The organism is Sphingomonas sp. JC676 (genome assembly GCF_014489075.1).
GTDB lineage: Bacteria > Pseudomonadota > Alphaproteobacteria > Sphingomonadales > Sphingomonadaceae > Sphingomonas.
This window is the reverse complement of record NZ_JACTGR010000002.1, coordinates 730,944-744,470: the sequence shown is the minus strand read 5'-3', so window position 1 is coordinate 744,470 and position 13,527 is coordinate 730,944. Positions and strand designations below refer to the sequence as shown.

The following is a 13,527-nucleotide window of genomic DNA, read 5'->3' as shown; positions in this document are numbered from 1 at the left end:
GTAGCCATCTGCGCATTGAAGCAGGGCAAATCCTACATTGGAAGCTGAGACGTCGAGCTGGACGGCCTTATCCGGTGCCTAGCTCTTGGGATCCTCTACCGCCTGTTCGGCAAGCACTTCTTGCTTGTGGCGGTGCCCGAGCAATTCGTAGCCGATAACGGTCACCAGAGGCGCGAGCGTCACGATCAGGAGGCAGGTCGTCATGCCCACGCCGTTTGCCGCGGCAACGACGGCGAGGATGATCACGGCCATCGTCGCCAGCAGTAGCCAGAAGTGGAACGGGTCGAAGCGACGGACCAAATAAGCGTAGAGCGCGTAGACAACGGCCAGGAAGATGCCGACCGGCAGCGCAACGCACAGGATCGTCGCCAACGCGCCAATATGCGCCTTGTGCTCGATGAAGTAGGCCGCGACGTGAAGGCCCGCGCCGGTCGCGACGATGGCCGTGATGATCGCCAGCTGGCCATAGGCCCAGGGGAAGGCTCGGTTGCGGTGGTGGTGCAGGATCTCCGCCGAGGGCAGCATGTAATAGACCCACCACATGCCGAACGTGAGCCCCATGCCGGCGATGCAGGCGAGCGCGGCGTCGAGCGTCCAGCCTTGGTCCGCGACCACGGCAGACAGGGCGGCCACGGTGCCGACGATCCCTTCGCCGAGCGCGATGATCGCGAACAGGCTGTAGCGCTCTGCGATATGATGGGCGTGCCAGGGCGTTCCGGTCCGGCGCTCGGCAAGCATCGGGGCGGCGACCTCCCCCAGCCCGAGCAACACGTACAGCGCGAGCGCCACGCCGAACGGCGGCGCCAAGGCGACGAGCGCGACCCATCCAATCTGCACCGCCGAGACGATGATCGCGTAGATCCAGGTTGCCTCGCGCCGCGCCGGATCCTGCCAGGCGGCGCGCAGCCACTGGAAGACCATCGCCAAGCGCATGATGACATAACCGGCGACCATCATGCCCGCATCGAGATGCGCACCGTGCTCGATCGAGGCGAACATGCGCGGCAAGCCGAGCCCCAGCACCAGCACGCCGCTCATCTGCACCATGGTGACGACGCGGAACAGCCAGTCGTCGGTGTCATAGGCCGACGAGAACCAGGAGAAGTTGGTCCAGGCCCAGCAGATCGCGAAGCCGGCAATGCCGAAGCCGAGAAGACCCGTCCCGAGATGTCCTTCAGAAAGTGCGTGGGCGAGCTGGGACGCCGCAACCCCGAAGCTGATGACGAAGGTGAGGTCGAAGAGGAGCTCGAGCGGCGTCGCGACGCGATGCTCCTCATACGGGTCCCGCCCAGTCATGCGGCGAAGATGGTGGTGCAGCCCGTTTCCCTCTGACGCCCCCGTCATGCTCGCTCCTTTTATGCTTCTATGCCGCCTCGTTGAACTGGAGCGCGGCGAGGCGCGCGTAGAGGCCGCCCTTCGCCACTAGCTCAGCGTGCGTGCCGGTTTCGACGATGCGGCCCTCGTCCATCACGATGATCCGGCCTGCGGCGCGGACGGTGGCGAGACGGTGCGCGATGACCAATGTGGTGCGGTGCTGCATCAGCCGCTCCAGCGCATCCTGGACGAGGCGCTCGCTCTCCGCATCGAGCGCCGAGGTGGCCTCGTCGAGCAGCAGGATCGGCGCGTCGCGCAGCAGCGCGCGGGCGATGGCGAGGCGCTGGCGCTGGCCGCCCGAGAGGCGCGCGCCACCCTCGCCCAGGAAGGTGTCGAGGCCCTGGGGCAGCTCACGGAGGAAATCGGTGGCGTTGGCGGCGTCGGCAGCGGCCCATAGCGCCTCGTCCGATGCGTCCCAGGCACCGTAGCGCAGATTGTCTCGCGCCGAGGCGGCGAAGATCACCGTTTCCTGCGGCACCATCGCCATGCGGGCGCGAATATCGGCAGGATCGGCATCGGGCAGCGGCACGCCGTCAATGCGGAGCTCGCCGCCCTCGGGATCGTAGAAGCGCTGGAGGAGCTGGAACAGGGTCGACTTGCCGGCGCCCGAGGGGCCGACCACCGCGACGGTCTCGCCCGGCTGCACGTCGAGCGAGAAGTTGGTGAGTGCCGAGACTTCGGGGCGCGTGGGATAGCGGAACGTGACGTTGTCGAAAGTGATGGCGCCTTGCGCCGGCTCGGGCAGCGGCGCAGGATTGGCCGGCGGCGCGATATCAGGCTGCTCGGCAAGCAGCTCGGCGAGGCGGCTGGCGGCGCCCGAGGCACGGAGCAGGTCGCCATAGACTTCGGTCAGCGCACCGAACGAGCCAGTGACGAGGCCTGCGGTAATGACGAACGCGGTGATCGATCCGCCCGTGATGCGGCCAGCGGCGACGCCTGACACCGCGTCCCACATGATCAGCGTGATTGCGGTGAAGAGCAGGCCGATCACCAGTGCCGTCATTACGGCGCGAAGGGCAAAGCGCTTCTGCGCGGCGGCAAAGCTGAGGGCGACGGCGTCCTGGAAACGCTGCGCCTCGCGCTTCTCCTGGCCGAACGCCTGGACGATGCGCATCGCACCCAGTGTTTCGGCGGCGAGCGCGCCGATATCGGCGACGCGATCCTGGCTGGAGCGCGAGAGCTGGCGGACGCGCCCGCCGAGCCAGACGATCGGCAGCACTACGAGCGGGATGCCGACGATCAGGAAGGCGGCAATCTTGGGCGCCAGCGTGAACAGATAGATGATGCCGCCGACGCCGGTGAGGAAATTGCGCAGCGCGATCGAGACGGTGGAGCCGACGACCTGCTCGATGATCGCGGTGTCCGATGTCAGGCGCGAGGCGATCTCGGACGGGCGATTTTCCTCGAACCATTTGGGCGGCAGGCGCAGCAGGTTGCGGTGCACCGCAGTGCGCAGGTCCGCGACGGTGCGTTCGGCGACCCAGGAGACGAAGAAGAATCGAACCGCCGTCGCTAGCGACAGGATCGCGACGACCAGCAGCAATCCCTCGAAATAGACGCCGATCCGGCTGGTGTCGGCGCTCGCCGCGAAGCCATTATCGACGATCTGCTTGAAGGTGCGCGGGATCCACAGCGTGGCAATCGACGAAGCGAGCAGCGCCAGCGTGGCGATGGTGAGCTGCAGCGGATAGCGGCGCGTGAAGCTCCAGACGACAAGCAGGCTGGAAAGCTTGCGCTTGGGCGGGGCAGGCGGGGTCGTTTCGGCCATGGAGCGCGGCTTAGGGCCTGTCTCCCGAGGCGGCAATGGCCGTGATGCTGCCTCGGACACGGGGTCTGACATGGTTCGCGGGCCGGGAAACCATACCGTTTGTCTCATTTCCGCAATGCTACGGCGTTGCAGCGCACAACCACGCCGTCTATATAGGTAACCGGTACCCCCGCCGTTCACAGAGGGGCGAACGGAAGGGACGTAATGCTCTACGACGCCTATGAGATCCAGCGATCGATGCTGGCCGGTGCCAGCGCGATGGCCAATTTCAGTGCCGGGCTGCTCAACAACCCTGCAAACCCGTTTTCCTATTTTGGCGGTGGACCGATCGTCGCGTCCGCACTGGAAGTGTTCGCGCACGCCTCTGCCCCGCGCGGCAAGCCCCATTTCGGACTCGATCATACCGAGATCGATGGCAAACAAGTCGACGTCCACGAAGAGATCGTGCTCCGGAAACCCTTCGGCCAGCTCAAGCGCTTCGTGCGCAGCGGCGTGGAGGGCGGCCCCAAGCTGCTGATCGTCGCGCCGATGTCCGGCCATTATGCCACGCTGCTGCGCGGCACGGTCGAGCGGATGCTGCCCGTCGCCGATGTCTACATCACCGACTGGCGGGACGCTAAGCAGGCGCCGCTATCCGACGGTCGTTTCGATCTGGACGATTATATCGATTATCTGGTCGAGTTCCTCGCGCATATCGGCGCGGAAGGCGATCCCAGGCCGCACATGCTGGCGGTGTGCCAGCCCTCGGTGCCCTGCTATGCCGCTGCCGCGCTGATGAGCGCCGACAAGCATCCCAATCGCCCCGCGACCCTGACCATGATGGGCGGACCGATCGACACGCGCGAGGCGCCGACCGCAGTCAACACGCTGGCGACCGAGCGCCCGCATTCGTGGTTCGAGCAGAACGTGATCGCGACGATCCCCGTGACCTATGCCGGCGCGGGGCGGAAAGTCTATCCGGGCTTCCTGCAGCTCGCCGGCTTCATGACGATGAATCTCGGTAGCCACATGATTTCGCACTGGGAGATGTTCAAGCACCTCGTCCAGGGCGACGACGACAGCGCTGAGGCGACGATGTCGTTCTACGAGGAATATCGCTCGGTCTGCGACATGACCGCCGAATTCTATCTCCAGACGATCACCACCGTGTTCCAGGCGCATGCGCTGCCCAAGCGTGAGATGATGCATCGCGGCCGGCTGGTTGATCCGTCGGCGATCACCGACATCGCGATCCTCGCGATCGAGGGCGAGCGCGACGACATCTCTGGCATCGGGCAGACCAAGGCGGCGCTGACCATTTCCGACAAGCTGCCTGAGGCGATGAAGCAATATCACCTCGCCGAAGGCGTGGGCCATTACGGCATCTTCAACGGATCCAAGTGGCGCACGCGCATCGCGCCGGTGGTGGAGCAGTGGATCGCCGCACACAGCGGGTGACCTGACGCACTAAATCGTCCGTCACCCCAGCTCTTCGGCCGGGGTGACGGGTATGCTCGATGAACGCGCCTCAATCGTACGCGGTCGTCAGCGCGGTCCATATCAGTATCGCGGCCAGGCCCCAGATCGTCAGCACGATCAGCACGCCGCCCCAGCTGACCGGTCGCTTGGTCTCCTCGGCCGCGCGGGCGCGATGCTCGGCGAACTGATCGGCGGGAATCAGCCGTTCGAACAGCCAGACGCCGAGCGGGATCAGGATCGCATCGTCGACCAGCCCGAGCACGGGGATGAAATCCGGGATCAGGTCTATGGGCGAGAGCGCGTAGGCGGCGACGAAAAGCCCGACCAGCTTGGCCGCGAGCGGCGTCCGCGGATCGCGCACCGCGAGCCAGACGGCGTGCGCTTCGGTGCGGATCCGGTGTGCTAGCGAAGGCCCCATAGCGCAGAGGGATCGCGCGACCGTGCCTTCGGGTCAATGGCAAGAATGGTCAGGACTCAGCGGTGGTTCCGACCAAGGCATGGCTGCCGGATTCGTCCGAACGGACCTTGCCGCCGAACAGCATCTTCACCTTGCCGGAGAGGCTCATATCGGTTTCCCAGAGCTCTGCGCTGTCGATGTCGAAGCGCAGCAGCGCCAGATTGGGATCGTCCTTGCCGCCCGGAAACCAGGCCTCGACCTGCTTGTTCCAGAGCTTGTCGATCGTCCCGAAATCATTGTCGATTTTCGCGGTGCCGGAGAGGCAGGCGAAATAATCGTGACCCTTCGCCACGAACTGCGCCATCGCCATGCCACCCTTGGCGAGGCGATTGTCCTTGCCGATGAAGAAGAACAGGGCGTCGACCTGATCCTCGTCGAGCTGCGCGGTGAGCGGCACGCTATGCTCACCGCCCTCGAGCCCGATCATCAGGAACGGGCTGGCCGAGAGTTTCGACCAGAGATGCTTCTTGAGTTCGGCGATGTCGGCCATGTGCTGCTCCCGGGATTGGATGTGCCGGGATAACGAGCCATCGTCGTCAGGCGTTCCCGTGCGCGGCGGCCGCGCCGAGCAATTCCAGGTCGTTGCGGTTGATCAGCGCGACCGGTACCTCGCCGAGCTGGCGGCGGAATGCGGCCTTGTCCAGCATGCGGCGACGGAAGCCTTGATCGACGAGCTGGGGCTGAAGCGCACGCCCGATCGCGCCGCCCAGGAACACGCCGTCCCAGGCGCCGAACGCCAGCACCAGATCGCCGGCAAAGGCTCCCAGATGCTCGACGAACATGCGGACGACTGCGGTGCAGACGGGATCGCGGCCGACACCGCGAGTCACATCCTCGGGCTTGGCGAGTTTTTTGCCGCCCGACAGCGCCTCATAGGCGAGGAGCAGCCCGGGCGCGCTCAGCAGCACTTCGACATCGAGCTGGATACCCTTGGCGGTGCAATATTGGGCGAAAGCCTTCTCGTCGGGCGTGGTCGGCGCGAAGGCCATGTGCCCGGCTTCGCTCTGGACCGGCACGAGCTTGTCGCCGGCGGAGACGAGAGCCGCAACTCCCAGCCCGGTGCCACTGCCGATCACCACATAATTGCCGCCGGGCGCGACCGCGCGGGGTGCGGGCCCGTGGAGCTGGGCGAAGGCGGAAACTGGCAGCATGGTGAGCGCGAGCGCATTGGCGGCGCATTCGTTGAGCGCGCGGGGCCGCACGCGCAGCACCGCCTCGACGCCGGAGAGCGAAATGTACCAGCGGCTGCCGGTCAGGTTGATCAGGTCGCCCCGGGCGGCGCCGGCGACGGCGAGCACACTCGGCAGGCGCGCGTCCTGAAGGCCAAGGCCGCCCAGATAGGCGACGAGCGCGCTGGTGAAGGTCGGATGCTCAGCGGTCATGAACTTGCGCACGTCGCGCGGGGCCAGTCCGGCCTCGCCGCCGGTCAAGCCAAATCGTACCGATTGGCGGCCGATATCGGCCACCAGCGCCAGATCCTGGCCCATGCGCGCACCCCCTCGAATTGGCTCCCTGTGGAAGCTCCGTCGCTGTTATCGCTAACAGAGATTGCTGAAGCAATAACTGTTGCGATGGCAGCGTTGTCAGGAGGCTAGCGCGAGGCGATGGCTGCGCGCAAGCGCAATGATTTACAGTTGTTACATTGAGAGAGGGGCGCCCCACCGGCGCCCCTCCGGTAAAGCGGTCAAAGGACTTCGAACAGCCCCGCCGCACCCATGCCGCCACCGATGCACATCGTCACGACGACGTACTTGGCGCCGCGACGCTTGCCCTCGATCAGCGCGTGGCCGGTCATGCGGGCGCCCGACATACCGTAAGGGTGGCCGATCGAAATCGCGCCGCCATTGACGTTGAGCAGCTCGCCCGGGATGCCGAGCTTGTCTTGGCAGTAGAGCACCTGGACCGCGAACGCCTCGTTCAGCTCCCACAGGCCGATATCGTCCATCTTGAGGTTGAAGCGCTCGAGCAGCTTGGGGATCGCATAGACTGGGCCGATGCCCATCTCGTCGGGCTTGGTGCCCGCCACCGCCATGCCGACATAGCGGCCGAGCGGGGTGAGCCCGCGCTTGGAGGCGAGCGATTCTTCCATCAGCACGCTGGCCGAGCTGCCGTCCGAAAGCTGGCTCGCATTGCCGGCGGTGACGGTGCCATTGGGCAGCACGACGTTGAGCGCCTTCAGGCCCTCCAGCGTGGTGTCGGCGCGATTGCCCTCATCCTTCGTAAGCGTCACTTCCTTGGTGGAGACTTCCTTGGTCTCCTTATTGACGATGTTCATCGTCGCAGTGACCGGGACGATCTCGTCGTCGAACCTGCCGGCGGCCTGGGCAGCGGCGGTGCGCTGCTGCGACTGGAGGGCATATTCGTCGCAGCGGTCGCGGCCGATGCCGTAGCGCGCGGCGACGACCTCGGCGGTCTGCAGCATCGGCATGTAGATGTCGTTGTGCATCGCCAGCAGCTCGGGATCGGGTGCAACACGCATCTGCGGGGTCTGGACCAGGCTGATCGATTCGACGCCGCCGCCAATGGCGATGTCCATATTGTCGACGATGATCTCCTTGGCGACCGTAGCGATCGCCATCAGGCCCGAGGCGCATTGGCGATCGACCGACATGCCGGCGACCGAGACGGGCAGGCCCGCGCGGAGCAGCGCGTTGCGGGCGATGTTGCCGGCCTGGCTGCCCTGCTGGAGCGCAGCGCCCAAGACCACGTCCTGGACCTCGCCCGGCTCGATCCCGGCGCGCTCGACCGCGGCCCTGATCGACGCGGCGGCTAGCGTGGGCGCGGGAAGATTGTTGAACGCCCCGCGATAGGCGCGGCCGATGCCGGTACGGGCGGTGGAAACGATGACTGCGGAGCGCATGTTCTTTCTTCCTCTCGTTAAACGTAAATCAGCGCGATCCATTCGGCGATCAGCGCGGGTTTTTCCTGGCCTTCGATCTCGAGCCGATATTCCTGGACCTGTTCCCAGACACCGGGATGACGCTCGGTGAATTTCAGCAGCGTGAAGCGGCCGCGCACCCGACTGCCTGAGCGCACGGGGGTGATGAAGCGGGTTTTGTTGCCCCCATAGTTCAGGCCCATCTTGACCCCCTCGATACCGGGCGTGCCGGTCTTCGCCGCGAGCATCGGCATCAGCGAAAGCATGAGAAAGCCGTGCGCGATCGTGCCGCCGAGCGGGGTTTTCGCCGCCATTTCGGGGTCCACATGGATGAATTGGTGATCGCCGGTGGCGTCGGCGAACTTGTCGATCATCGCCTGGGTGACTTCGACCCAATCGGACACGCGTTCGGTGCCGATGCTCTCGGCCATCTGCTGCACCGTCATCGTATCCACAGAGACTATTCTCCCGCCCGCTTTGCCGTCATAGCGCTGGCCCATCTACTGACCCAAGCGGGGCTACTGCAAGCCTCACCCAACCGAGATTTGGAAAATGTCGACTGACGTAGCGTCCGCCCCTCGCGCAACCATGGCTAAGCTCCACCGCGCGAGCGAACCCGATGTTCTAAAGCCGCTGATCGAGCGCGCCCGGCTGATCCCCGAGTCGCGCGGCCGCGTGATGGGCCATGCGCTCGCGCTGCTCGCGGACCTGCGCGCAGCGCAGAACAAGGGCTGGGTGAACCAGTTTCTGCAGGAATATCGGCTCAATTCGTCCGAGGGCGTCGCGCTGCTCAGCCTGGCCGAGGCATTCCTGCGCGTGCCCGATCCCGAGACCGCGGACCTGCTGATCGCCGACAAATTGGGCGATGCCGACTGGAAGACGCACGCCGGCAAGTCGAACTCGATGCTGGTCAATTCGGCGACCTGGGGGCTGATGCTCGGCCGTGCAGTGGTGGGCGAGCAGGGCGGGGTGTTGCGCCGGCTGATCGCGCGCGCGGGCGAACCGTTCGTGCGGCAGGCGGTGGGCGCGGCGATGAAGCGGATGGGCGAGGTCTTCGTGATGGGCCGCACTATCGAGGAAGCGACTAAGCGGATGAAGAAGCCCGAGCACAAGGGTTTCACCGCAAGCTTCGACATGCTCGGCGAGGCGGCGCGGACCAAGGCGGATGCCGAGCGCTATTTCGAGGCCTATTTCGACGCGATTCGCGCGGTGGGGCGCGATCCAAAGGCGGGGCATTCGATCTCGGTCAAGCTCAGCGCGCTGCACCCGCGCTACGAAGTTGGGCAGTATGACAAATGCGTGCCCGAGCTGACCGACATGCTCGCGCAGCTGGCCTCCGAGGCGGCGTCGCAGGCCATCCCGCTGACGGTGGATGCCGAGGAGAGCGAGCGGCTGGAGATGAGCCTCGACATCATCGGCAGCGTTGCGAAGCGGCCCGAGCTCAGGGGCTGGGACGGGTTCGGCATGGCGGTGCAGGCCTATGGCAAGCGTGCCCGCGCGGTGATCGGCTGGGCCGACAAGCTCGGGCGGCCGATGCATGTCCGGCTGGTCAAGGGCGCCTATTGGGACAGCGAGATCAAGCGTACCCAGGTGGAGGGGCTTGGCGACTATCCCTTGTTCACCCGCAAGGCGGCGACCGACGTCTCTTATCTCGCCTGCGCGCGCGACATGCTCGACGCGAAGCACATCGTGCCGGCATTCGCGAGCCACAATGCGCTGACCGTGGCGACGATCCTCGAATGGGCGGGCAAGAGCCGCGACTTCGAGTTCCAGCGGCTGCACGGCATGGGCGAGGGGCTGTACGAGCGGCTGGTGCGCGAGGACGGCTATCATTGCCGGATCTATGCGCCGGTGGGCGGACATCGCGACCTGCTTGCCTATCTGGTGCGGCGCCTGTTGGAGAATGGCGCCAATTCGAGCTTCGTCCACCAACTCGCCGACGAGCATCTGAGCGAGGACGAACTGCTCGCCGATCCGGCCGAGAAGATCGCCGCGGTGGGCGGCTCGCGGCATCCGAGCATCCCGCTGCCGGTGGACCTGTTCGGGGCCTGGCGCAACTCGGGCGGGATCGACCTGCAGGAGCGGACCGTGCTGCGCGAGACGGCGGATGCGATCCTTCGGTTCGACGAGGCCGACGCGTTGTTGGGGAAGCGGACCGAGGTGCGCGATGCGCACGACCGCCATGCGAATGTCGAAGCAGACGTCCAGCAAGCGATCGGGCGGGCGCAGGCGGCGTTCGGCGACTGGTCGAGCCGTTCGATCGACGAGCGCGCGACGATACTCGAGCGGCTTGCGGACCTGCTCGAGGAGAACCGCATTCAATTGATGGCGCTGGCGGTGAAGGAGGCGTTCAAGACACTTCCGGATGCGCTGGGCGAAGTGCGCGAGGCGGCGGATTTCTGTCGCTATTATGCGGCGCGGGCGCGGGGCGACCTGGCGCCGGTGGTGCTGCCAGGGCCAACGGGCGAGCGCAACGAACTGCGGATGGCGGGCCGTGGCGTATGGGCGACGATCGCGCCGTGGAATTTCCCGCTGGCGATCTTCCTGGGCCAAACCGCCGCTGCACTGGTGACCGGCAATACGGTGGTGGCGAAGCCCGCGCCGCAGACGCCCGAGATCGCGAGTGCCGCGGTGAAGCTCGCGCATGCGGCGGGCGTGCCGGAAGATGCGCTGATCCTGATGCCGGGCGGGCCCGAAGTGGGCGCTGCGTTGACATCCGACCCGCGCATCGCCGGGGTGGCCTTCACCGGATCGACCCCGACGGCGCGCAAGATCGCGCGGGCCCTGCTTGAGGACGAGAGCCGGCCGCTGGTGCCGCTGATCGCCGAGACCGGCGGGATCAACGCGATGATGGTCGATTCGACCGCGCTGCCCGAACAGGTGGTGGCGGATGTGCTGACCTCTTCGTTTCGCTCGGCGGGCCAGCGCTGCTCGGCGCTCCGGCTGCTGCTGCTCCAGGAAGAGATCGCCGACAACGTCATCGAGATGCTGCGCGGCGCGATGGAGCTGCTGGTGATCGGCGATCCCGGCGATCCGTCGACCGATGTCGGCCCGGTGATCGACCGGGCGGCCTATGACAAGCTGATGGCCTATCGCGAGAGCGCCAAGGGCAAGTGGCTCAAAACCTTGCCCGTGCCCAAGGAGGGACTGTTCGTCCCGCCGACCCTGATTCGGCTGGATAGCCCGGACGAGCTCGGCCAGGAATGGTTCGGCCCGATCCTGCACGTCGCGACCTGGCCCGCGGGACAGCTCGAAGAGACGATCGCACGGGTCAACGCCAAGGGCTTCGGACTGACGATGGGGTTGCACAGCCGCATCGCACGATCGGGCGAACTGGCCGAAATGCGGGCGCGGGTCGGCAATCTCTACGTCAACCGCTCGATGATCGGCGCGGTCGTCGGGTCGCAGCCATTCGGCGGCGAAGGCTTGTCGGGCACCGGCCCCAAGGCGGGCGGACCGCATTATCTGCAGCGCTTCTGCGCCGAGCGATCGGTCTCGGTCGACACGACCAGCGCCGGAGGCAATGCGACGCTGCTTTCGCTTGACGAGGGCGGGATCTAGCTGGCCAATTCACTCCCGATCCGAATCGGATCGGGGGGAATGATCAATGCGGACATGGACGGGCAGCGCGCTTGCGCTGGGGGTAGCGCTTGCGTTGAGCGCTCCGATGACGGCCTTCGCCAAGGAAGAGCCGAAGACTGCCGCGGCGAAGGCGCCGGCGCTCCCGCCGGAGATGGCGGCGCTGCAAAAGGCTCTGCACCCGCAGACCGGCGATGTCCGCATCCCCGAGGCGAAGGCGGTGCTGCACCTCGGCGACCGCTATTATTTCCTGCCAGCCGTCGAAGCCAAGCGCGTGCTGGTCGAGGCATGGCGCAATCCGCCCGATTCGGTGTCGAACGTGCTCGGCATGGTGTTCGAGAAGGGAGCGACCTTTGTCGACAATGCCTGGGCCGCGGTGATCACCTATAGCGACACCGGCCATGTCTCGGACTCCGATGCCAAGGAACAGGATTATAACAAGGTGCTCGCGGACATGCAGGCGGGCGACGCGGCCGACAATGAGCAGCGCAGGGCCGGGGGCTTCCCCACCATGAAGCTCGTCGGCTGGGCGCAGCCTCCCGCCTACAATGCCGCCGATCACGCGCTGATCTGGGCCCGCGAGTTCGAGAATGAGGGCGAGGCGAACCATGGGCTCAACTATGACGTTCGCATGCTCGGCCGTTCCGGCGTGCTGAGCCTCAACATGGTTTCGGCGATGCCGCTGCTGAAGGATGTGGGCGGTGCGGCACAGGCGTTCGGCAAATCGGTGACGTTCGAGCCCGGCGCGGGCTATGCCGATTTCAACGCCTCGACCGACAAGGTGGCCGAATATGGGCTCGCCGGATTGGTCGCGGGGGGCGCCGCCGTCGCGGTTGCGCAGAAAGTCGGGCTGATCGCGATCCTGCTCAAGTTCAGCAAGCTGATCTTCCTGGGCATCGCTGCTTTCGGCGCGGGGATTTGGGCGTTCGTGAAACGTAAGCTCGGGCGTGGCGACGCAGAGGAAGTGATCTAGCCCGGCGGTCGCATTTTCGTCGCCCGGTCGAACCGCGCTCGGCCGCGGCGGCGATCGCGCGCATCTCGCCCATCAGAGGCCGTCAGGCTGTTTGGGAGTGAGAGAAATGCTGTTTCATGTGTCGATCGACGCCGAAAATCCGAAGCGTGTCGCCGAGGTGATCGCGGAACTGTGGGGCGGCATCGCCACGCCGTTTCCGCCGGTGATCGTAGGAAGCTGGGTCGCGATGGCGGGCGATGCGCGCAACACGATCGTCGAGATCTATCCGCGCGGCACCGAGCTGATGCTGGGCGAAGGCGAAGCCGATTCCTACGGCCGGATCGGCACCAAGGTCGCGCGTTCGGCGACGCATTTCGCGATGGCGACGGATCTGGACCTTGGCCGCGTCATGGCGATCGCGGATCGCGAGGGCTGGCCGGTCAAATATTGCAAGCGCGGCGGCGCGTTCGGCGTGATCGAGCTGTGGATCGAGGGCACCCGCATGGTCGAGGTGCTGACGCCCGAGATGCAGGCCGAATATCTGGGCGCGATGACAGTGCCCAATTGGCAGCGCTTCATCGCCGGCATGGGCATGATGCCAGAGACCGTCGCGGCCTGATTTTCAGTTTTTGATTACCGCGTTTTCCGAGCCGCTGGCTGTTCCAGCCGGCTTGAAAACGCTCAGCCGCCACTGTTGATGTGCAGGATGTTGCCGTCTGGGTCTTTGAACCAGATGGCCTTGAAGTCGCCTGCGGAGTGGACCCCGCCGGCGATCTGCATGCCCATGTCCGGATATTCCTCGAAGGTCACGCCGCGGCTGCGTAGTTCGTCGGCTGTCGCGTCGAATGCGTCGCCCGCACCCCAGACGACCGCGTTCGCGCGGTTGGTGCCAGCTTCGGCGGACCGATAGACATTGAGCAACGTCTTGCCGGTGCGGAAGGTGAGCACCTCTTCGGTGTCCATCGTCACCTCCAGGTCCAGCGTCTCGGCGTAGAAACGGCGGGCCCGGGCGAGATCACTCACCGCGACGATCGCGGATGACGATTGATCCTTGAACACCG

General features: G+C 65.9%; 12 protein-coding genes. 4 read left to right on the top strand and 8 right to left on the bottom strand.

Annotation, left to right across the window (positions count from 1 at the left end; all coding sequences use genetic code 11):
- Nucleotides 1-78: 78 nt before the first annotated feature.
- A complete protein-coding gene (locus tag IAG41_RS10295) occupies nt 79-1,344 on the bottom strand; it encodes a low temperature requirement protein A (protein WP_222950611.1) in 1,266 nt (421 codons plus the stop codon).
- A gap of 19 nt (nt 1,345-1,363) precedes the next feature.
- On the bottom strand, nt 1,364-3,142 hold the full coding sequence (locus tag IAG41_RS10290) for an ABC transporter transmembrane domain-containing protein (protein ID WP_187728506.1): 1,779 nt from the start codon (nt 3,140-3,142) through the stop codon (nt 1,364-1,366).
- Between the two features lie 204 nt (nt 3,143-3,346).
- Here IAG41_RS10290 and IAG41_RS10285 point away from each other — a divergent pair, with 204 nt between their 5' ends.
- Nucleotides 3,347-4,579 (top strand): polyhydroxyalkanoate depolymerase, encoded by a 1,233-nt coding sequence (locus IAG41_RS10285; RefSeq protein ID WP_187728505.1) that lies wholly within the window; start codon nt 3,347-3,349, stop codon nt 4,577-4,579.
- A 70-nt stretch (nt 4,580-4,649) separates the two neighbouring features.
- On the opposite strand, the gene IAG41_RS10280 is transcribed toward IAG41_RS10285, so the two are convergent.
- From IAG41_RS10280 to IAG41_RS10260, 5 genes are all read right to left on the bottom strand, one after another.
- Nucleotides 4,650-5,018, bottom strand: coding sequence for a YkvA family protein (locus tag IAG41_RS10280; protein ID WP_187728504.1), 369 nt, complete (start codon nt 5,016-5,018; stop codon nt 4,650-4,652).
- Nucleotides 5,019-5,067: 49 nt separating this feature from the next.
- The gene (locus IAG41_RS10275) at nt 5,068-5,547 is read right to left on the bottom strand and encodes a pyridoxamine 5'-phosphate oxidase family protein (protein WP_187728503.1); all 480 of its coding nucleotides are present in this window, start codon (nt 5,545-5,547) and stop codon (nt 5,068-5,070) included.
- Nucleotides 5,548-5,593: 46 nt separating this feature from the next.
- Complete coding sequence (locus IAG41_RS10270) at nt 5,594-6,544, bottom strand: glucokinase (protein WP_187728502.1); 951 nt, start codon at nt 6,542-6,544, stop codon at nt 5,594-5,596.
- A 197-nt stretch (nt 6,545-6,741) separates the two neighbouring features.
- Nucleotides 6,742-7,917: an acetyl-CoA C-acyltransferase gene (locus IAG41_RS10265; protein WP_187728501.1), complete on the bottom strand. Its 1,176-nt coding sequence runs from the start codon at nt 7,915-7,917 to the stop codon at nt 6,742-6,744.
- Nucleotides 7,918-7,934: 17 nt separating this feature from the next.
- On the bottom strand, nt 7,935-8,435 hold the full coding sequence (locus IAG41_RS10260; RefSeq protein ID WP_316251132.1) for a MaoC family dehydratase: 501 nt from the start codon (nt 8,433-8,435) through the stop codon (nt 7,935-7,937).
- A gap of 88 nt (nt 8,436-8,523) precedes the next feature.
- Between IAG41_RS10260 and putA the strand changes: the two genes are divergently transcribed.
- The 3 genes from putA (at nt 8,524) to IAG41_RS10245 (ending at nt 13,085) form a co-directional block, all read left to right on the top strand.
- Nucleotides 8,524-11,496, top strand: coding sequence for a bifunctional proline dehydrogenase/L-glutamate gamma-semialdehyde dehydrogenase PutA (putA, locus tag IAG41_RS10255; protein WP_410468080.1), 2,973 nt, complete (start codon nt 8,524-8,526; stop codon nt 11,494-11,496).
- Between the two features lie 46 nt (nt 11,497-11,542).
- Nucleotides 11,543-12,487 carry a DUF2167 domain-containing protein gene (locus tag IAG41_RS10250; RefSeq protein ID WP_187728499.1) on the top strand — a complete coding sequence of 315 codons (945 nt, stop codon included), beginning with the start codon at nt 11,543-11,545 and terminating at the stop codon, nt 12,485-12,487.
- A 106-nt stretch (nt 12,488-12,593) separates the two neighbouring features.
- Entirely contained in the window at nt 12,594-13,085 is a 492-nt protein-coding gene (locus tag IAG41_RS10245; RefSeq protein ID WP_187728498.1) for a hypothetical protein, read from the top strand.
- Nucleotides 13,086-13,147: 62 nt separating this feature from the next.
- Here IAG41_RS10245 and IAG41_RS10240 read toward each other — a convergent pair whose 3' ends face one another.
- A complete protein-coding gene (locus IAG41_RS10240; RefSeq protein ID WP_187728497.1) occupies nt 13,148-13,525 on the bottom strand; it encodes a VOC family protein in 378 nt (125 codons plus the stop codon).
- Nucleotides 13,526-13,527: the final 2 nt, after the last annotated feature.